The sequence below is a fragment of the Streptomyces sp. NPDC037273 genome (assembly GCF_055603625.1).
Genome location: NZ_JBVJVO010000003.1, coordinates 401876 through 420796 on the forward strand (window position 1 = coordinate 401876; position 18921 = coordinate 420796).

15 protein-coding genes are annotated in these 18921 nt (G+C 72.8%); 6 read left to right on the forward strand and 9 right to left on the reverse strand.

Going from position 1 to position 18921, the window contains the following annotated elements; translation table 11 throughout:
- Positions 1-137: 137 nt before the first annotated feature.
- The 3 genes from ACZ7G1_RS11175 to ACZ7G1_RS11185 all read left to right on the forward strand — a co-directional run bounded on the left by ACZ7G1_RS11175 (position 138) and on the right by ACZ7G1_RS11185 (position 4250).
- The gene (locus ACZ7G1_RS11175; RefSeq protein WP_470872302.1) at positions 138-986 is read left to right on the forward strand and encodes a 3-hydroxyacyl-CoA dehydrogenase family protein; all 849 of its coding nucleotides are present in this window, start codon (positions 138-140) and stop codon (positions 984-986) included.
- Between the two features lie 126 nt (positions 987-1112).
- Positions 1113-1436, forward strand: a complete 324-nt coding sequence (locus ACZ7G1_RS11180) for an STAS domain-containing protein (protein WP_030210572.1) — start codon at positions 1113-1115, stop codon at positions 1434-1436.
- Between the two features lie 198 nt (positions 1437-1634).
- A complete protein-coding gene (locus ACZ7G1_RS11185; RefSeq protein WP_470872300.1) occupies positions 1635-4250 on the forward strand; it encodes an ATP-binding protein in 2616 nt (871 codons plus the stop codon).
- 86 nt (positions 4251-4336) lie between these two features.
- Here ACZ7G1_RS11185 and nucS read toward each other — a convergent pair whose 3' ends face one another.
- Positions 4337-5008, reverse strand: a complete 672-nt coding sequence (nucS, locus tag ACZ7G1_RS11190) for an endonuclease NucS (protein ID WP_470872299.1) — start codon at positions 5006-5008, stop codon at positions 4337-4339.
- A 272-nt stretch (positions 5009-5280) separates the two neighbouring features.
- On the opposite strand from nucS, the gene ACZ7G1_RS11195 reads away from it, so the two are divergent.
- Positions 5281-5673: an SCO5389 family protein gene (locus ACZ7G1_RS11195; RefSeq protein ID WP_017236120.1), complete on the forward strand. Its 393-nt coding sequence runs from the start codon at positions 5281-5283 to the stop codon at positions 5671-5673.
- 109 nt (positions 5674-5782) lie between these two features.
- Here the strand turns inward: ACZ7G1_RS11195 and ACZ7G1_RS11200 are convergent, their stop codons facing one another.
- The gene (locus ACZ7G1_RS11200) at positions 5783-6817 is read right to left on the reverse strand and encodes an LLM class flavin-dependent oxidoreductase (RefSeq protein ID WP_470872298.1); all 1035 of its coding nucleotides are present in this window, start codon (positions 6815-6817) and stop codon (positions 5783-5785) included.
- Positions 6818-7015: 198 nt separating this feature from the next.
- Between ACZ7G1_RS11200 and ACZ7G1_RS11205 the strand changes: the two genes are divergently transcribed.
- Positions 7016-7342, forward strand: a complete 327-nt coding sequence (locus tag ACZ7G1_RS11205) for an ATP/GTP-binding protein (protein ID WP_470872296.1) — start codon at positions 7016-7018, stop codon at positions 7340-7342.
- An 18-nt stretch (positions 7343-7360) separates the two neighbouring features.
- Here the strand turns inward: ACZ7G1_RS11205 and ACZ7G1_RS11210 are convergent, their stop codons facing one another.
- The 7 genes from ACZ7G1_RS11210 to mce form a co-directional block, all read right to left on the reverse strand.
- Entirely contained in the window at positions 7361-8197 is an 837-nt protein-coding gene (locus tag ACZ7G1_RS11210) for an ABC transporter permease (protein ID WP_470872295.1), read from the reverse strand.
- The gene (locus ACZ7G1_RS11215) at positions 8194-9357 is read right to left on the reverse strand and encodes an ABC transporter ATP-binding protein (protein WP_470872294.1); all 1164 of its coding nucleotides are present in this window, start codon (positions 9355-9357) and stop codon (positions 8194-8196) included. The genes ACZ7G1_RS11210 and ACZ7G1_RS11215 overlap by 4 nt, the downstream gene beginning before the upstream one ends.
- A 176-nt stretch (positions 9358-9533) precedes the next feature.
- Complete coding sequence (locus tag ACZ7G1_RS11220; RefSeq protein ID WP_470872292.1) at positions 9534-10313, reverse strand: ABC transporter permease; 780 nt, start codon at positions 10311-10313, stop codon at positions 9534-9536.
- Between the two features lie 3 nt (positions 10314-10316).
- Entirely contained in the window at positions 10317-11321 is a 1005-nt protein-coding gene (locus tag ACZ7G1_RS11225) for an ABC transporter ATP-binding protein (protein ID WP_470872290.1), read from the reverse strand.
- A gap of 73 nt (positions 11322-11394) precedes the next feature.
- Positions 11395-12330 (reverse strand): coiled-coil domain-containing protein, encoded by a 936-nt coding sequence (locus ACZ7G1_RS11230; protein ID WP_017236114.1) that lies wholly within the window; start codon positions 12328-12330, stop codon positions 11395-11397.
- Positions 12331-12444: 114 nt separating this feature from the next.
- Positions 12445-16911: a polarized growth protein Scy gene (scy, locus tag ACZ7G1_RS11235; protein ID WP_470872288.1), complete on the reverse strand. Its 4467-nt coding sequence runs from the start codon at positions 16909-16911 to the stop codon at positions 12445-12447.
- A gap of 213 nt (positions 16912-17124) precedes the next feature.
- Positions 17125-17577 carry a methylmalonyl-CoA epimerase gene (gene mce / locus ACZ7G1_RS11240; RefSeq protein WP_470872287.1) on the reverse strand — a complete coding sequence of 151 codons (453 nt, stop codon included), beginning with the start codon at positions 17575-17577 and terminating at the stop codon, positions 17125-17127.
- A gap of 137 nt (positions 17578-17714) precedes the next feature.
- On the opposite strand from mce, the gene ACZ7G1_RS11245 reads away from it, so the two are divergent.
- Positions 17715-18917: an acetyl-CoA C-acetyltransferase gene (locus tag ACZ7G1_RS11245; protein WP_470872285.1), complete on the forward strand. Its 1203-nt coding sequence runs from the start codon at positions 17715-17717 to the stop codon at positions 18915-18917.
- The last annotated feature ends 4 nt before the right edge of the window (positions 18918-18921 follow it).

The window sequence follows — 18921 nt, forward strand, 5'->3', positions numbered from 1 at the left end:
CGTCCGAAGGGGTGTCGCGAGTGTGACGTCCGTCAAAGAGGGCGTGACGCGCATTACTTAGCGGTCACATCGCGCCGCGCGAGCGCTAATCTCCGCCGAAGAGCCAGAAGTGAACAGGCGTTAAGGGGTGGAAGATCGTGGCCAGGAAGCTCGCCGTCATCGGGGCCGGACTCATGGGATCCGGCATCGCGCAGGTCTCGGCACAGGCGGGCTGGGACGTCGTCCTGCGTGACGTCACCGACGCCGCCCTGACCCGCGGCACCGACGGCATCAAGGCGTCGTACGACCGCTTCGTCGCCAAGGGCAAGCTCGACGCGGCCGACGCCGAGGCCGCCCTCGGCCGGATCACCGCCACCACCGAACTCGAAGCCGTCGCAGACGCCGACATCGTCGTCGAGGCCGTCTTCGAGAACCTCGACGTCAAGCACGAGATCTTCCGCTCGCTCGACAAGATCGCCAAGGACGGCGCCGTCCTCGCCTCCAACACCTCCGCGATCCCGATCACCAAGATCGCCGCGGTCACCGAGCGCCCCGAGGCCGTCGTCGGCGTCCACTTCTTCTCGCCGGTCCCGATGATGCAGCTCGTCGAACTCGTCCGCGGCTACAAGACGAGCGACGAGACCCTCGCCGCCGCCCGCGAGTTCGCCGAGTCCGTCGGCAAGACCTGCATCGTCGTCAACCGCGACGTCGCCGGCTTCGTCACCACCCGCCTCATCTCGGCCCTCGTCGTCGAGGCCGCCAAGCTCCACGAGTCCGGCGTCGCCACCGCCGAGGACATCGACATCGCCTGCAAGCTCGGCTTCGGCCACGCCATGGGCCCGCTCGCCACCGCCGACCTCACCGGCATCGACATCCTGGTGAACGCCGCCAACAACATCTACACGGAGTCCCAGGACGAGAAGTTCGCGCCCCCGGAGCTGATGCGCCGGATGGTGGACGCGGGTGACATCGGCCGCAAGAGCGGGCAGGGCTTCTACAAGTACTGAGCCGGACCCGCCACCCCGCCTCACCCCGTGGGGTGAATTTCGGCACCGGTTCGCTGACAAGGCGCAACGCTTCTGCCGATGCGGCAGTCAGTTGTTGCGAAGACGGAGCACTCTCGGGGAGCGCATATGCACATCAGGGGCGACCACGTCGAGCTGGTCGTCGGGGGCCGCCTCGACGTCCGCAGCGCGGCGGACGCCCGTACGGTCCTGCACTCGGCCGTCGACGACGGAGTCGGCGACCTGGTGCTCGACCTGACCGGCCTCGACTCCTGGGACGCCACCGGGCTCGGCGTCATCATGGGCGCCCACCGGCGGGCCGGCCGGTGCGGCCGGCGCCTCGTCCTGCGCGGGGTGCCGCCCCAGATGCAGCGGCTCCTCGTCGCCACCCGACTGCACCGCATCCTCGCCATCGAAGGCGGCCTCGCCCTCGAGTCGCTGCCCCGGGTCTGACCACCCGGGGCCCCGGCCCCTGTGAAGCAGCTGTGTGAACCAGGCGTCACGCTCAATCCTCACAAGACCGTGACGTCTTGGTCTCCGGGGCACCCCGGCTGTTCCCGAGCGCCTGACCACGGTCTAGGGTTCGCCTCGCCTGCACATTGACGGACCCATCCGGCGGGCACCGGACACCGCTTCTTGGGGGCTTGCACCATGGATCCGATCAACCGTGGGTCGGAGGAGTACGGGCACGACACCGAAGGTGACGACACCCGTCAGGGCCGGGGCGTGCCCGCGCCCGCGTCCGCCCCCGCGCGCGCCCGCGTCGTGCAGCTCGTCTCCGGCGGACTGCTGCTCACCGTCAACCCCGTCGACGGCAGCGAGATCGAACCCTGCCCGCCGGGCCGCGAACCCGCCACCCCCCGCCCCCGCACGGCCGAGGAACGCGCCGAAGTCGCCCGCGCCGCCGCCCCGCCCCTCCCGGCCGGGCCCGCCGCACCCGAGCTGCCCCTCCTCGAACGGCAGGAACAGCGCGAACAGCTCGTCGGGATCATCACCCGCGGCCGCTCCGCCCGCCTGACCGGCCCCGCCGGATCCGGCCGCACCGCCCTCCTCGACGCGGTCGCCGCCGACTGCGCCGAACTCGCCCCCGACGGCGTCGTCCGCCTCTCCGGCCACCACCGCACCCCCGTCGAGCTCCTCCACGAACTCTTCACCGCCGTCCGCCACGCCCCCGAACAGCGCCCCGACCGGGCCGCCCTCCTCGGCCGGCTCGCCGACGTCGGCGCCGTCGTCGTCGTCGACGACCTGGAATTCGGCGGCGCCGCCCTCGACGAGCTCCTCGACGCCGCCCCCGAATGCGCCTTCCTGCTCGCCGCCGGACCCGACGCGCCCGCCCCCTCGGCCGACGCCCCCGTCGAGGAACTCCGCCTCGAAGGCCTCGGCCGCGCCGCCGCGCTCCAGCTCCTGGAGAGCGCCGCGGGCCGCCCCCTCACCGAGGACGAGGCCAACTGGGCCGGCGACCTCTGGTTCGAGTCCGAGGGCCTGCCGCTGCGCTTCGTCCAGGCCGGCGCCCTGCTCCGCCAGCGCGACCGGCTGCGCGTCACCCCCGCCGAGTTCGACGCCTTCGGCGCCCTCGAAGAGGCCTTCGGCCCCACCGACCCGGAAGCCGCCGCGGCCGTCGCCGCCGCCGCCTTCGACGGCATCGACGACCCCGACGTCGAACTCCGCGAGATACCCCTGCCCAGCCTCGGCGAAGGCGCCGCCCCCGCCGCGCTCCTCGCCTCCCGCCTCAGCCGCTCCGCCCAGGCCACCCTGCGCTTCGCCGTCGCCCTCGGCGGCGAGCTCCCGCACCAGGCCCACCTGCCGGCCCTCGTCGGCGACACCCACGCCGACGCCGCCCTCGGCGAACTCGTGGCCTGCGGCCTGCTCTCCCCGGTCGGCTCCCGCTACCGCCTCGCCACCGGCGTCCTCACCCAGCTCCTCGCCCACGGATACGAGCACGGTGCCGCCGACCGCGCCCACACCGTCGCCCAGCACTACGCCTGGTGGGCCGCCCACCCCTCGGTCACCCCCGACCGCGCCGCCGCCGAGTCCGACGCACTCCTCGCCGCCCTGACCGCGCTGCTCTCCGGCGCGGGCACCGGCACCGGCACCCCCGCCGACCCGGAACACCGGGCCACCGCCGTCCTCCTCGCCCGCGCCGCCGCGCCCGCCTTCGCCGCCGGACTGCAGTGGGGCGCCTGGGAACGAGCCCTGCGCGCCGGCCAGGAGTCCGCCCGGCTGACCGGCGACGTGGCGGAGGAGGCGTACTTCCACCACGAGCTCGGCGTCCTCGCGATCTGCGCCGGCAACCTGGAGCGGGCCCGCGCCGAACTGGAAGCCTCCATCGGGATGCGCGGCGTGCTCGCCGACAAGCGCGGCACCGTCGCCGGCCGCCGGGCCCTCGCCCTCGTCGCCGACCTCTCCGGGGAGCACACCACCCCGGCCCCGCCCCGCGCCGACGAGCCCTTCTCCCCGCCGCGCGGCACCCCGGCCCTGCGCGGCCCCGCCGCCCGCCCCGCCCTCGGCCCCGCCGCCGTCACGGCCCCGCTGCCCGGCGGGCCCGTACGCACCCCGGCGCAGGCCCCCGCCCCCGCCTTCCCCGACTTCACCGACCCGGGCCCGACGCTCCTCACCCGCCCCGGCGCCGGCAAGGACGGCGACCGCTCCGGCCTCAAGGGCGGCATCCTCGGCGGCGCCCGCCGCAACCTCGTCGCGGTCGGCGCCGGCGCCCTCCTCGTCGCCGTCCTCGGCACCGTCGTCACCCTCGGCGCCACCTCCGGCAACGGCGAGGAACCCGTCAACAACCGCGTCACCTCCGACACCAGCGCCCCCGACGGCGGCACCGACGACAGCGCCGACGGCGACGAGCCGCCGGTCGAGGGCGAGGCCGGCGAGACGGGCGAGCCGACGTCCTCCGGCTCCCCGAGCCCCACCGGCTCCGGCACCGCCTCCCCGTCCGGCTCCGCGAGCCCCGGCTCCTCGGACTCGGCGTCGCCCTCGGACAGCCCGACGGCCACCACCTCGCCCAGCGGGACCACGAAGCCCACCGACGGAGCCACGCCCACGAAGCCCGGCCCGCGCCCGACGTCCTCGTCGCCGCGGCCCACCTCCTCGACGCCGAAGCCGCCGACCACCACGCCGCCGACCACCCCGCCGCCCACGACCGAGCCGCCCACCACGCCGCCGGCGACGACGACCGCCCCGAGCACGGAGGGGAACTCCCCGAGCATCACCGCCTCGGCGCCGCTCGAAGGCAGCCCGTCCGCCACGGACACCCCCGCCTGACCCGTACGGGCAGTGGAGACGACGGACGGCCCCGGGCGCGTGAACCGCACCCGGGGCCGTCCCCGTACTCGTACCGCTGCCCGCGGCTAGAAGAGCCGGAGCTTGTCGTCCTCGATGCCGCGCAGGGCGTCGTAGTCGAGGACCACGCAGCCGATGCCGCGGTCCGTCGCGAGGACCTTCGCCTGCGGCTTGATCTCCTGCGCGGCGAAGACGCCCTTGACGGGGGCGAGGTGCGGGTCGCGGTTGAGGAGCTCCAGGTAGCGGGTCAGCTGCTCGACGCCGTCGATCTCGCCGCGGCGCTTGATCTCCACGGCGACCGTGCCGCCGTCGGCGTCGCGGCAGAGGATGTCCACCGGGCCGATCGCGGTCGGGTACTCGCGGCGGATCAGGGTGTAGCCCTCACCGAGGGTCTCGATGCGGTCGGCGAGCAGCTCCTGGAGGTGCGCCTCCACGCCGTCCTTGATCAGACCCGGGTCGACACCCAGTTCGTGTGAGGAATCGTGGAGGATCTCCTCCATCGTGATGATCAGTTTCTCGCCCGCTTTGTTGATCACGGTCCAGACGCCTTCGTCGCCGTCCGTGCCCTCCTTGAGGGTGCACGGCGGGGACATCCAGTTGAGCGGTTTGTACGCCCGGTCGTCCGCGTGGATCGAGACGCTGCCGTCTGCCTTGACCAGGATCAGACGGGGGGCGGAGGGCAGGTGGGCCGTGAGCCGGCCCGCGTAGTCCACGGAGCAACGGGCAATGACGAGACGCATGGTCGGCAACGCTACAAGACGGGTGCTCTTCCGCGCGATTCGGGCATCGTCCGGACCCCCTCGGAACCCCTCCGAGGACGCGCCGGAGCACAGTCATGAGCCGAACACCCGTCGGTTATCAGCCGGTTGTGTTCCCCATCTCCTGGTGCGGTCAGGACTGCGCGCTTACCGTGGAAGCTGGAGGTCGTCGTCCGTGCACGCTGCGTGTCGGGCGGCCCGGCCTTCGTCCCTGCCCGCAAGACCCCGTCCGCGGGGTCGCGAGAGGAGAACCCATGTCGCTCGACGTCTCACCGGCACTGTTGGAACAGGCCGAGCGAGGCGAGGTCGACGAAGCCGACTTCGTCGACTGCGTCCGGACCTCCCTGCCCTACGCATGGGAGATGATCAGTTCTCTGGTGGCCCAGCTGAAGGTCGACGGCGGAGAATTCGCCGACAACCAGACGCCGCCGCCGAATGAGCAGGCACGTGGTCAGCTGCTGCGCGCGCTCGCCAGCGACGCCATCCGTGGTGCGCTCCAGCGGCACTTCGGGGTGCGTCTCGCCTTCCAGAACTGCCACCGGGTGGCGGTGTTCCCGCTGGACCCGGCGGTGGACGAGCGGCTCGCCCGCTTCACATCCGTACGGGGGCAGCTTCTCAACCAGTCGCCTGAACTCCGCGACTGCTGAGACATGGTGCTGCCGCTCCGCATCGCGGGAGGGGGCGACCGATGCGCGCCGACGCGCATCGACGCCCGGAGATGCCGGAGCGGCGGCACGGTCCCGGCCGTGCCGGGTGTCAGGTCAGGAGCGGCAGGACCTCGGTGCCGAGCCTGCGGACGTTCTCCTCGGTGGCGTCGAGGTCGCCCGAGCCCTCCGCGAGCAGGGCGAAGCGGGTGATGCCCGTACGTTCCGCGGTGGCCGCGAGGCGGTCCGCCGCGAGCCGCGGCGTGCCGACCGGGTGCAGGCCGCAGAGGAGCTCCGTGTACGCCACGGGGTCCCGCATGGCCCGGTGGCGGCCGTCCACCGTCACATGGGCGTCGAGCCCCTGCCTCAGCCAGCCGGGCATCGCCTTCACCAGCGCCTCGGCCGCGTCGGGGCCGCGGTCCGCGAGCTGTGCCACCCCGGCCGAGACGTGGTCCGCGCCGATCCGCGCGATCTCGTCGGGGTCGCGCCCGGCCTCCCGCGCGAAACGCGCCCAGGCCGCCACCATCTCCGCCTTGTCCTCGTCGCCGCAGTGCATCCCGAGCAGCATCGGAAGGCCGCGCTCGGCGGCGAGCCGCACGCTCTTCGGCGAGGTGCAGGCCACCACCACCTCCGGAGCGGCCGGCCCGTCGATCAGCTCGTCGGGGCGGGGCACGACCGGCACCTCACGGAAAGCGAATCGTTCCCCCTGGGCGCCCACGCGTGGCTCGGTGAGCCAGCGGAGCAGCAGGTCGAGCGATTCCGGGAAGCCCCGCTCGTACGCGTCGAGGCCCGAGCCGAAGACCTCGAGGTCGACCCAGGGGCCGCCCCGGCCCACCCCGAGGGTGAACCGGCCGCCCGAGGTCAGGTGCAGCAGCGCCGCCTGCTCGCCCAGGGCGACCGGGTGGACGCTCGGCAGCACGCTCACCGCCGTGCCCACCCGCAGTCGCCGGGTGCGGCCGAGGAGCAGCGCGGCCAGTGTCACGGCCGAGGGGCACACCCCGTACGGCACGAAATGGTGCTCGGCCAGCCAGACGGAGTCGAGCCCAGCCTCCTCGGCGACCTCGGCGGTGCGCACCGCACGGTGCAGCGCCTCCCCCTGTCCCTGGCCCGGGAACTGGGCGGCCAGAACGAACGTACCCACGCGCATCGCCTTCTGCCTCCTTGCGGCCGACGCGTATCTCCCCTCGCACTGGCAACAACGTCTGACACGTGCCAAAGGCAACGGCCGTTCATGAAGTTCTTGCGATTTTCGGCTAAGCCGTCCCGGACGGGGCCCGGGGCACCGCGTCGCGGCCCGTAGGCTGGAGGGAACGGTCCGTGTTCCCAGACCCCGTGAGGTGTGCCCGTGTCCCCGCGTCACAACCGCTCCCGAGGCGGCGAGAAGCCCGAGTCCCAGGGCGACCACGGCGACCGGTACGGCGGCGCGCAGCGCACCGAGACCTGGCAGGGCGAGGAGTGGTACGTCCGGCTGGTCGCCGGAGCGAGCTCCCCCGGCAAGCGCTACCGCTGCCCCGGCTGCGACCAGGAGATCCCGCCCGGCGCCCCGCACGTGGTCGCCTGGCCGGAGTACGGGGGAGTGGACGACCGGCGCCACTGGCACAAGGCCTGCTGGAACGCGAAGGACCGCCGCACCAGCAGGGTGCAGCGGTCCCGTAACGCGCCGAAGTACTAGGAGCCTGCCCGACGGGCGTCAGACGTCCTTGCTGTTCAGCAGGGCGTAGGCGCCGCCGAGGGCGACGGCCGCGACGCCCGCCAGGATGAAGAGCGGCTCCCAGCCGGACGGGCCCGAGTCCCCGAAGGGCGGGCGCTCGCTGTACAGCGCGATCATCTGCGAGGGGATGGCGTAGGTGAACAGGAACTCCTGCACCGACTTGAGCGCCTCGGAGAACATGAACAGGGCCGCCACCAGCGGGAGCAGCAGCAGACCGATCATCACCGTGATCGCGCCGGCCGAGTGCCGGATCAGCGTGCCGAGGGCCAGCGACAGCAGACCGAGCAGGGCCAGATAGGCGCCCGCCCCGACCGTCGCCCGCAGCCACTCGCCGCCCGAGGGCTCCGCCGCCGTGTCCACGATGGCGACCTGCGCCACCGCCACCAGCGTCGCGACCACCGTGGTGACCGTGAAGACCAGCAGGAAGAAGACGACCGCCTTCGCCGTCAGCACCCGGCCCCGGGTGGGGCAGGCCGTCAGCGTCGTACGGATCATGCCCGTGCCGTACTCGGAGGCGATGGTGAGCACGCCGAGCGTGATCACGCAGATCGACGCGGGCAGCATCCCGAAGAAGCCGAAGCCGAGCGCGGACTCCTCGCCCATCGGCGCGTCGGAGGCCGCCGCGATCGCCGCCACGCCCAGGCCGAGGGACAGCATCAGCAGGATCATGACGCCGAGCGTCCACATCGTCGACCGGACCGAGCGGATCTTCGTCCACTCCGAGGCGAGCGCGTCACCGAGGTGCGCCTTGCGGACCGGGATGGGCGAGACGTACGTGTACGGCGCCGGAGCGGAGTGGGGGGCGGGGGCGGTCATCGGGCGTCCTTGGTGGTGTCGCTCGGCTGCGGGGTGATCGGCTGCGGGACGCCCTGCGGCGCGGCCGGCGGGGCGTATCCACCCGGCGCGGGCGCCTGCGGGACCCCGGCGTACGGGTTCTGTCCGGGCGGCGGCGGGGCGTACCAGCCCTGCTGCGGCACCTCGGGGACCGGCGGCTGCGGCGGCATCCCGTACCCCGGCTGCCCCGGGTGCGGCGCCGGCTGGAGGTGCGCGAGCCGGTCGTCGGTCGAGCGGTAGTCCACGGCGCCCTGCGTCAGCCGCATGTACGCCTCCTCGAGCGAGGCCTGGTGCGGGGACAGCTCCCAGAGCCGTACGTCCGCGCCGTGCGCCAGGTCGCTGATCCTCGGCAGCGGCAGGCCCGTCACCCGCAGCGCGCCGTCCGGCTCGGAGAGCACCTGGCCGCCGGCCTCGGTGAGGACCGAGGTCAGCTTCTCCCGCTGGGCCGGCTCGGTCTGCGGGGTCCGCACCCGGGCGAAGTCGGCGGAGTTCGCGGAGATGAAGTCGGTGACGCTCATGTCCGCGAGCAGCTGGCCGCGGCCGATCACGATCAGGTGGTCGGCCGTCAGCGCCATCTCGCTCATGAGGTGGCTGGAGACGAAGACCGTACGGCCCTCGGCGGCCAGCTTCTTCATCAGGTTGCGGACCCAGAGGATGCCCTCCGGGTCCAGGCCGTTGACCGGCTCGTCGAAGAGCAGCACCTGCGGGTCGCCGAGGAGCGCCGCCGCGATGCCGAGCCGCTGGCCCATGCCGAGCGAGAAGCCCTTGGAGCGGCGCTTGGCGACGTCCTGGAGGCCGACCACGCCCAGCACCTCGTCGACCCGCTGCGCCGGGATGCCGGCCAGCTGGGCGAGCGAGAGGAGGTGGCTTCGCGCGCTCCGCCCGCCGTGCACGGCCTTGGCGTCGAGCAGCGCGCCGACCTGCCGGGGCGCGTTCGGCAGCTGCCGGAACGGGTGGCCGCCGATCGTCACATGCCCGCCGCTGGGTCGGTCGAGCCCGAGGATCATGCGCATCGTCGTCGACTTGCCCGACCCGTTGGGCCCCAGGAACCCGGTGACCACACCGGGCCTCACCTGGAAGGAAAGGTTGTACACGGCCGTCTTGGCGCCGTAGCGCTTCGTCAGGCCGACTGCCTCGATCATTCTCCAGCCCCATCGACAGGTCGGTCGCGTGCGTGTCGGGGCGTGGCGGCCTTCGGCCGGAGCCCCCCGTATGAGCTAGGAGCTTATCCAGCCGTTGACGGTTCCGGCGAAGCGAAAAGAGACGACCAGGGAATCTCCGGGAGATTCCCTGGTCGTCCCCTACGGGGTACGGGCGGCTACGCGTCCCGCTTCTTCAGCACCAGATAGCCGCCGAGCAGCGAGGCCAGCACCCAGAGCACCATGATCCCGAGGCCGCCCCAGGGGCCGTAGGGCGCTTCCTCCGTGTTCAGGGCGTCCGGCACGACCTGCATGATCTTCGAGCCGGCCTGGTCGGGGAAGTAGCGGGCCACCTCCTTGACCTTCGGCACCGCCGCCAGGATCTGCGAGACCAGGAAGAAGAACGGCATCAGGATGCCGAGCGAGAGCATCGACGAGCGCAGCATCGCCGCCACGCCCATCGAGAAGATGGCGATCAGACCCATGTAGACCCCGCCGCCGAACACCGCCCGCAGCACGTTGTCGTCGGTGATCGAGGCCCGGTGCTCGCCGAGCAGCGCCTGCCCGAGGAAGAAGGAGAGGAAGCTCGTCGCGAGCCCCACGAGGAGTGCGAGCCCGCCGGCCACCGCGATCTTCGAGAAGAGGAAGGTGGCACGCTGCGGCACGGCCGCGAGGGAGGTGCGGATCATGCCCGAGGAGTACTCGGTCCCCACGACGAGGACCCCGAAGACCACCATCGCGAGCTGGCCCAGGGTCATCCCGAAGAAGCTGATCAGCGTCGGGTCGAAGGTGAGCCGCTCGGCCTCGCTGAGGTCGTCGAAGGTCGAGTTGAACACGGCGGACAGCGCCGCGCCGACCGCCACCGTGACGAGGAGGGCGCTCGCCAGCGTCCAGATGGTCGAGGACACCGTCCGGATCTTGGTCCACTCGGACTGGAGGACCGCGGATACCGCTGCCATCGTTCAGGCTCCCTCGGAGGTCGAGTCGGTGGTGGAGTCGGCCGGGTCGGAGTCCCCGGCGGCGCCCCAGCGGGGCCCGGGCGGCGGTGTGCCGCCGAGGTCGGTGCCGTGCGCGTGGTACTCGACCGCACCGGCGGTCATCTGCATGAAGGCCTCTTCGAGCGAGGCGCGCTGGGCACTCAGCTCGTGCAGGACGAGGCCGTTCTCCGCGGCCAGCTCGCCGAGCTTCTCGGTCGTCGCCCCGTCCACCTCGAGGGTCCCGTTGCCGGCCTCGACCACGATGAATCCGTTCGCGTGCATCACGTCCCGGAGCCGTTCCTGCTGCGGAGAACGCAGTCGCACGAAACTCCTGGAATTCTGCTGGATGAAATCCGCCATCGACGTGTCGGCCAGCAGCTTTCCCTGCCCGATCACGATGAGGTGATCGGCCGTCAGCGCCATTTCACTCATCAGATGACTGGAAACGAAGATCGTCCGGCCTTCGGCGGCCAGCGCCTTCATCAGATTGCGGATCCAGTGAATTCCCTCGGGGTCCAGACCATTGACGGGTTCGTCGAACATCAGGATCTCGGGATCGCCGAGCAGCGCCGAGGCGATGCCGAGCCGCTGCCCCATGCCGAGCGAGAAGCCCTTCGACTTCTTCTTCGCGACCGGGGTCAGACCCACCAGGTCGAGCACCTCGCCGACCCGGCGCTCCGGGATCCGGTTGGACTGCGCGAGGCACAGCAGGTTGTTGTACGCGGAGCGGCCGCCGTGCATCGCCTTGGCGTCGAGCAGCGCGCCGATGTACTTCAGCGGCTCGGACAGCTCCCGGTAGTGCTTGCCGTCGATCCGGACCGTCCCGCTCGTCGGGTTGTCCAGGTCGAGCATCATCCGCATCGTCGTCGACTTGCCCGCCCCGTTGGGCCCCAGGAACCCGGTGACCACGCCCGGCCGCACCTGGAAGGAGAGATGGTCGACCGCCGTCTTCGTCCCGTACCGCTTGGTCAGGCCCTCAAGCTCGATCATGCGTACAACCTACGGGCGTGCGAAACCCCCCGCCACTGGAATGGCAGGGGGCTTCGAAGGTGCTGTCGACTCGTTACCGGGACTGCTGGGCCGGGACGCCGGCCGCCCGCTCGTCGTCGATCGGGGAGCCGGCGGCGGCCACCGCGGCACCCGTCAGCGTCGCCAGCATCTCGCGGACGTTGGTCAGCTGCGCGTTGATCGAGTCGCGGCGGTTCGTCAGCGCCGCGAGCTCGCGCTCCGACTCCGAACGGATGCGGTCGGCCTTGGCGTTCGCGTCGGCCACGATGTCCTCGGCCTGGCGCTGCGCGGTCTCCACCGTCTGGCGGGCCCGGCGCTCGGCGTCCGTGCGCAGCTTCTCGGCCTCCAGGCGGAGCTGCTCGGCGCGGTGCTCGATCTCGGCGAGACGCTTCTCGGCCTTCGCCTGACGGGAGGCCAGGTCCCGCTCCGACTGCTCGCGGCGCTTCGCCAGGTTGGTCTCGAAGTCCGCGGCGGCCTGGGCGGCCTTGGCGCGGGTCTCCTCGAAGAGGGCGTCCGCCTCCTCGCGCTTCGACTGCGCGTCCTTCTGCGCCTCGGCGCGCAGCGAGTTGGCCTCGCCCTGGGCCTTCTCGACGATCCGGACGCCCTCGTCCTCGGCCTTGGCCTTCCGGTCCGCCGCGAACGACTCGGCGTCGTTGCGCACCTGCTGGGCGGAGGACTCGGCCAGCTCGCGGTGCTGCTCGGCGGCGCGACGGGCCTCCTCACGCAGGTCCTTCGCCTCCTCCTCGGCGAGCCGGAGGATCTTCTCGACCCGGGCGCCGAGGCCGGCGTACGACGGCTCGGCGTCGGTGACCTGGGCCTGGGCGTTCTGCGTCTCGAGGTGGAGCTCCTCGATGCGCTTCTCCAGCGAGGTGATTCGGGACAGGGCGCTGTCGCGGTCGGACACGAGCTTGGTAATGCGGTCGTCCACCTGACCGCGGTCGTAACCGCGCCGCACGAGCTCGAAGCCGAAGGGGGAGGATGTGTCGCTCATGGGTTTCCTGTCGAATGAGACCGGTGAGGTGTTAGAGGGAATCCTAGGGGCCGAAGCGGCGTGTCATCGAGCGTATGCCCGTTTGATCTGGAGAATGTCCAGCCTTTTGAGTGGCTAGCCGTCCTGGGACTTGCCACTCGAACGAGTGGTGCCCGCCGACGCGCCCGCCTTGACCCCATCCTTCGTCCCCGCCGACGGAGTCTCGAAAGATTCCAACGCCTCCAGCACGTCCTGGACACGGGAGATCTCGGCATTGATGTCCTTGCGCCTGCGCACCAGGACCTCCAGCTCGCGCTGACCCTCCGCGACCGTCTTCGCGGCCTCGGCCTCGGCCTCCGCCCGGATGCGCTCCGCCTCCGCCTTGATGCCCTCGGCCTCGGCGACGAGTGAGGCCTTCTTCTGCTCGGCCTCCTTGAGGAGCGCCTCGGCCTTGCGGACCGCGGCGATCCGGACCTTGCTCGCCTCGGAACTCGCCTCCGAGACCAGCTCCTTGGCCTTCTCGTCCGCCTCGGCGCGCTGCTCCGTCGCGGCCGTCACCAGCTTGTCGACCCGCTCGCCGGCCGTCCGCATCTGCTCGGCCGTCTCGCGCCGCGCCCGCTCGTGCAGTTCCTCGATCTCGCCCTCGACGCGAGCGCGCAGCTCCTCGGCCCGTTCCCTTATGGCCGTCGCGTCGCCGCGCGCCCCGACGAGGAGCTCGTCTGCGTCGGTACGGGCCTTCTCCACCAGGGAGTTGCCCTCGACGGTCGCCTCGGCGACGATCCGCTCGGCCTCCTTGCGGGCCGCGCCGACCATGGTGTCGGCCTGCGACTCGGCCTCGGTGGTGGCGCGCAGCGCCTCCTCCTGGGCCTTGGCGATCAGCTGGTCGGCCTGCTCGGCCGCGTCCGAACGCTTCCGGGCGCCGGCCTCGCGCGCCTCGTCGAGCGTGCGGTCGGCCTCCTCGCGGGCCTCCGAGCGCATCTGCTCGGCCGCCGCCTCGGCGTCCTCCTTGAGCCGCGCGGACTCGGCGCGGATCCGCTCGTCGTCCTGCTGGGCGGCGGCCAGCGTCGCGGCCGCCACGGCCTCCGCCTCCGCCTTGGCCCGCTCGCCCTCGGCGACGGTCCGCTCGGCCTGCTCGGCGGCCTCGGCCGCGACGCGCTCGGCCTCGGCGCGGGCGTCCGCGGTGACCGCGTCCGCCAGCTCGGCCGCCTCGCGGGTGAGCCGCTCGGCCTCGGAGGTGGCCTCGGCGATCAGCGCGTCGGCCTGTTCGGCGGCGTCGGCGCGGCGCTTGTCGGCGGCCTTGCGGGCCTCGTCGAGGACCTGCTCGCCGTCGGCCAGCGCGGCGTTCCGCAGGGCCTGGGCGTGCGCCTCCCCGTCGATCTTGACCTGTTCGGCCTCGGTGCGCAGGCGCTGGGCGTCCTGCTCGGTGGTCTCCATGAGCTCGACCGCTTCGGCGGTGAGCCGTTCGGCCTCGGAGGTGGCTTCGGCGATCAGCGCGTCGGCCTGTTCGGCGGCGTCGGCGCGGCGCTTGTCGGCGGCCTTGCGGGCCTCGTCGAGGACCTGCTCGCCGTCGGCGATCGCCGCCGTCCGCAGCGCCTCCGCGTGCGCCTCGCCGTCGGCCTTGACCTGTTCGGCCTCGGTGCGCAGGCGCTGGGCGTCCTGCTCGGTGGTCTCCATGAGCTCGACCGCTTCGGCGGTGAGCCGTTCGGCTTCGGAGGTGGCTTCGGCGAGGAGGGCGTCGGCCTGTTCGGCGGCGTCGGCGCGGCGCTTGTCGGCGGCCTTGCGGGCCTCGTCGAGGACCTGCTCCGCCTCGGCGCCGATCCGCTCGGCCTCCGTACGCGCCTCGGCGACCACCGTCTCGGCGCGCTCGGCGGCCTCGGAACGGATCCGGTTGGCGTCGTCACGGGCGTCGGCACGGGTGCGGGCCGCGTCCTGCTCGGCGGAGGCGAGCGAGTCCGTCACCTCGGTGCGCACCCGCTGGGCGTACTCGGCGGTGTCGGTCCGCAGCTTCTCGGCCTCGGCGAGCGCGTCCGCGACGGTCCGCTCGGCCAGCGCCTTCGCGGCCTCCGACTCCTCCTGGGCGCGGGTCCGGGTGCGGACCGCGTCCTCGGACGCCCGCTCCCGCTCCTCGTACGCGTCGGCGCGGACCCGGTCCGCCTCCTCCTGCGCCTCGGTGCGGGTCCGCTCGGCCGCGTGCTCGGCGGCGCTGCGCAGTCCGGCGATCTCCTCGTCGGCCTGCTCGCGCAGACCGGCCACCGAGTCCCGTACCTCCTGGGCGGTCTGCTCGGCCGCGGCGACCATCTCGGTCGCCCGGGTGTCCGCCTCCTCGACCAGGCGCTGCGCCTCGGTCTGGGCGTCCTCGACCCGCTTGCGGGCGGCGGCGAGGAGCTCCTCGGACTGCTCGCGGGCGGCCTCGCGCTCGCGGCCGGCCTCGGAACGGGCCGATTCGAGGGTCGACTCGGCCTCCTTGCGGCGCCGGTTGGCCTCCTCCTGTGCGGCGGCCAGCGCCTCGGCGGCCTCGGCGGCCACCCGCTCGGCGGCGGCGGCGGCCTCGGCCCGCACCCGGTCGGCGGTCTCCTGCGCCTCCGACTTGAGGCGCTCGGCCTCCTGCCCGGCCTCCGTGCGGAGCCGTACGGCGGCGCTCTCGGCCTCGGTACGGGTGGTCGACGCGTCCGAAGCGGCCTCGGCGCGCAGCCGCTCGGCCTCCTGCTCGGCCTGCTCCTGGAGGGTACGGATGCGCTCGGCGGCCTCGGTCCGCAGCCGCTCCGTCTCGTCGGCGGCCTCGCGCCGCATCAGCTCGCTCTCGGCGCGGGCGTCGGTCAGCTCCTCGCCCGCGGCCGTCAGCTTGGCCTCGGCCTCGGCGTGCAGCCGGGTCAGCTCCTCGGCGGCCTCCGCCCGGCGGGCCTCGGCGGCCCGCTCGGCGTCGGCGCGCAGCCCGGCGGCGGCCTCCTCGGCCGCGCTCTTCACCGACTCGGCCTGCTCCTCGGCCTCGGCGCGCAGCCGCTCGGCCTCGGCGCGGGTCCGCTCCAGGGTCTCCTCGGCCTGGGTCCGGAGCGTCTGGGCGCGCTCCATCGCCTCCGACTTGACCCGCTCGCCCTCGGCGCCGGCCTTGGTCCGCTGCTCCTCGGCGTCCGTGCGGGCCGTGGTGAGGAGCTCCTCGGCGGTCTTCGCCGCCTCCTCGATCTGCTGGAGGGCCTCGCGGCGGGCCTCGGAGCGGATCCGCTCGCCCTCGTCGACGGCCTCGGCGCGCAGTGCCTCGGCCTCGCCGCGCAGCCGGCGGGCCTCCTCCTGCAGCTCGACCGTCTTGGCCCGGTACTCCTTGGTGTCGTCCTTCGCCGAGCCGAGCAGCTCGTCGGCCTGCTCGCCGGCCTCGGCGCGCAGCCGGTCGGCCTCGGTCTCGGCCTCGCGGCGGACCCGCTCGGCCTCCTCGGCGGCCTTGCGGGTGGTCTCGCGGGCGTCCTCGGACGCCTTGGTGAGGATCTCCTCGGCGCTGCGGGCGGCCTTGGCGAGCGCGGCGGCGGAGTCCTCGGCGGCGGCCGACTGGGCCTTCTCGGAGGCCTCCGAGAGGAGCTTCTCGGCGTGCGCGGTGGCCTCGCGGAGCTTCTCCTCGGCCTCGGCCTTGAGCGCCTCGGCCTCCTTGGTGGCCTCGCCGACGAGGCGGGCGATCTCCGTCTTGGCGGTACGGGTGCGCTGCTCGTTGACCGACTCGGCGGAGGCGAGCTGCCTGGCGGCGGCCTCCTTGGCCTCGGCGAGGGCCTTCTCGGCCTCGGCGCGGGCGAGCCGGAGCTTCTCGTCGGCCTCCTGTACGCGCTGCTCGGCGGCGCGGGACAGCTCGGTCGCCTGGCGGCGGGCCTGGTCGGTCTCGGCGGTGGTGGTCGAGCGGAGCTGCTCGGCGTGGCTGGTGGCCTCCTGGGCCTGGCTGGAGGCGGCGGCCAGGAGCCGCTCGGCGTCCTTGCGGGCGCGCAGCAGGATCGCCTCGGCCTCGGCGCGGGCGGACTCCGCCTCGGCGCCGACGCGGCGGCTGGTCTCCTCGGCGAGCCGGCTCGCCTCGGCGCGGGCGGTGGCGAGCGACTGCTCGGCCTCCGCGCGGGACTCCTCCATGAGGCGGCGGGCCTGGGACTCCGTACGGGCGCGGAGCTGTTCGGCCCAGGCGACGTTCTCGTTGACGTGCGCCTCGACGGTCTGGCGGCGTTCGTTGAGCTCCTGGTCGAGCTGCTGGCGGCGCTGGACGGCCTCGTTGTGGAGCTCGGCCTGGAGCCGGGCCTGGTGCTCGGCGTGCTCCTGGAGGATGCGCTGGGTCTGGGCGCGGGCCTCGCGCAGCTCGCGCTCGGCGTCCTGGCGGAGCTGCTCGGCCTGGACCTGGGCGTTCCGCAGCAGCTGCTCGGCCTGGTAGCCGATGTCGGCGCTGTCGTACGCCGGCCGGGACGCGATGGTGCGGCGCGCCTCGTGGAGTTTGGCGCGCAAGACCTCGACCTGGTAGCCGAGGTCCTCGGCGTGCTGGACGGCCTTCTCGCGTTCGGTCTTCAGCCGGTCCATCTCGGCTTCGAACCTGGCGAGATGGTCGTCTTCAGCTCGGTGGCTCTCCTGGCGTTCGTAGCCCCGCACTGCGCGGTCCCATCCTTCCCCGAGCTCTTCGAGCAGGGGATACCCCAACCCTGGTCGCAACTCCAACGAGCACGCCCTCACGGACGAGGACGGACCCCCGGGGAATCGTGGCAGATCGGACGACCCCGACAACCCGACTCCGGAGCCACGCGGAGCGGCCCCGACCGGCCCCGGCCCGGAGTCGCCCACTCTACCGGGCCAGGAATCCGGAGGTCAGTGCTCCGCTGAGGAGTGGTCAGCGGACGGCTTGGCCGAGGTGACCAGTTCCGTGAGCACGCCGTGGCAGTCCTTGGGGTGGAGGAAGGTGATCCTGGAGTCCATCGAGCCCTTCCGCGGCTCGTCGTAGAGGACCCGGACGCCCTTGGAACGGATGTCGCCGGCGGCACTGTCCACGTCCTCGGTTCCGAAGGCGATGTGGTGCACGCCCTCGCCGTTCTTGGCGAGCCACTTGCCCACCGCGGAGTCCTCCCGGGTCGGTTCCAGGAGCTGGAGGTAGGAGGCCCCGCCGTCGTCGGTGCCGTTGATCCGGAGCATGGCCTCGCGCACGCCCTGCTCCTCGTTGACCTCGGAGTGGAAGACCTCGAAACCGTACGTGGCACGGTAGAACTCGACAGTCTTGTCCAGGTCGAAACAGGCGATCCCGATGTGGTCGATTCGCGTCAGCATTCCTCCAGTGCACCGCCGGGAGGGTGGTTACGCAACGTGCGCGCGATCACACCATCGGGCCGGTGACCGGGCGCCGCGCCTCTCAGTACATTGGCGGTAAACCCTCGTTCACTCCTCATCCCAAGGGGCCGTGCCTCATGTCTGGAACGACCGGTACCACCTCAGTGATCGTCGCGGGCGCCCGCACGCCCATGGGGCGCCTGCTCGGCTCGCTCAAGTCCTTCTCGGGCGCGGACCTCGGCGGCTTCGCCATCAAGGCCGCCCTCGACCGGGCCGGCATCGGCGGCGACCAGGTGCAGTACGTGATCATGGGCCAGGTGCTCCAGGCGGGCGCCGGCCAGATCCCCGCCCGCCAGGCGGCCGTCAAGGCCGGCATCCCGATGAACGTCCCCGCGCTCACCATCAACAAGGTGTGTCTGTCGGGTCTGGACGCCATCGCCCTCGCCGACCAGCTGATCCGCGCCGGCGAGTTCGACATCGTCGTGGCCGGCGGCCAGGAGTCGATGACCAACGCCCCGCACCTGCTGCCGAAGTCCCGCGAGGGCTTCAAGTACGGCGCGATCGAGATGCTCGACCACATGGCGTACGACGGCCTCACCGACGCCTTCGAGTCCATCGCCATGGGCGAGTCCACCGAGAAGCACAACACCCGCCTCGGCATCCAGCGCCCCGAGCAGGACGAGATCGCCGCGCTGTCGCACCAGCGCGCCGCCGCCGCCCAGAAGAACGGCCTCTTCGAGGCCGAGATCACCCCGGTCGAGATCCCGCAGCGCAAGGGCGAGCCGGTGATCTTCTCCAAGGACGAGGGCATCCGCGCCGAGACCACCGCCGAGTCCCTCGGCAAGCTCCGCCCGGCCTTCGCCAAGGACGGCACGATCACCGCCGGCACCTCCTCGCAGATCTCCGACGGCGCCGCCGCCGTGGTCGTGATGAGCAAGGCCAAGGCCGAGGAGCTGGGCCTGGAGTGGATCGCCGAGATCGGCGCCCACGGCAATGTCGCGGGCCCGGACAACTCGCTCCAGTCGCAGCCGTCCAACGCGATCCTGCACGCCCTCAAGAAGGAAGGCCTGGGCGTCGAGGACCTCGACCTCATCGAGATCAACGAGGCCTTCGCCGCGGTCGCCGTCCAGTCAATGAAGGACCTCGGCGTTACCCCCGAGAAGGTGAACGTCAACGGCGGCGCCATCGCGCTCGGCCACCCGATCGGCATGTCCGGCGCCCGTGTCGTGCTGCACCTGGCCCTGGAGCTCAAGCGGCGCGGCGGCGGCATCGGCGCGGCGGCCCTCTGCGGCGGCGGCGGTCAGGGCGACGCGCTGATCGTCCGCGTCGCCGGCAAGTAAGTCA

Bases quoted from the DNA above. Each gene is read 5' to 3' on its own strand.
- ACZ7G1_RS11180 (WP_030210572.1), top strand. From the start codon at position 1,113: ATGCACATCAGGGGCGACCACGTCGAGCTGGTCGTCGGGGGCCGCCTC.
- ACZ7G1_RS11185 (WP_470872300.1), top strand. From the start codon at position 1,635: ATGGATCCGATCAACCGTGGGTCGGAGGAGTACGGGCACGACACCGAA.
- nucS (WP_470872299.1), bottom strand. From the start codon at position 5,008: ATGCGTCTCGTCATTGCCCGTTGCTCCGTGGACTACGCGGGCCGGCTC.
- ACZ7G1_RS11195 (WP_017236120.1), top strand. From the start codon at position 5,281: ATGTCGCTCGACGTCTCACCGGCACTGTTGGAACAGGCCGAGCGAGGC.
- ACZ7G1_RS11200 (WP_470872298.1), bottom strand. From the start codon at position 6,817: ATGCGCGTGGGTACGTTCGTTCTGGCCGCCCAGTTCCCGGGCCAGGGA.
- ACZ7G1_RS11210 (WP_470872295.1), bottom strand. From the start codon at position 8,197: ATGACCGCCCCCGCCCCCCACTCCGCTCCGGCGCCGTACACGTACGTC.
- ACZ7G1_RS11215 (WP_470872294.1), bottom strand. From the start codon at position 9,357: ATGATCGAGGCAGTCGGCCTGACGAAGCGCTACGGCGCCAAGACGGCC.
- ACZ7G1_RS11220 (WP_470872292.1), bottom strand. From the start codon at position 10,313: ATGGCAGCGGTATCCGCGGTCCTCCAGTCCGAGTGGACCAAGATCCGG.
- ACZ7G1_RS11225 (WP_470872290.1), bottom strand. From the start codon at position 11,321: ATGATCGAGCTTGAGGGCCTGACCAAGCGGTACGGGACGAAGACGGCG.
- ACZ7G1_RS11230 (WP_017236114.1), bottom strand. From the start codon at position 12,330: ATGAGCGACACATCCTCCCCCTTCGGCTTCGAGCTCGTGCGGCGCGGT.
- mce (WP_470872287.1), bottom strand. From the start codon at position 17,577: ATGCTGACGCGAATCGACCACATCGGGATCGCCTGTTTCGACCTGGAC.
- ACZ7G1_RS11245 (WP_470872285.1), top strand. From the start codon at position 17,715: ATGTCTGGAACGACCGGTACCACCTCAGTGATCGTCGCGGGCGCCCGC.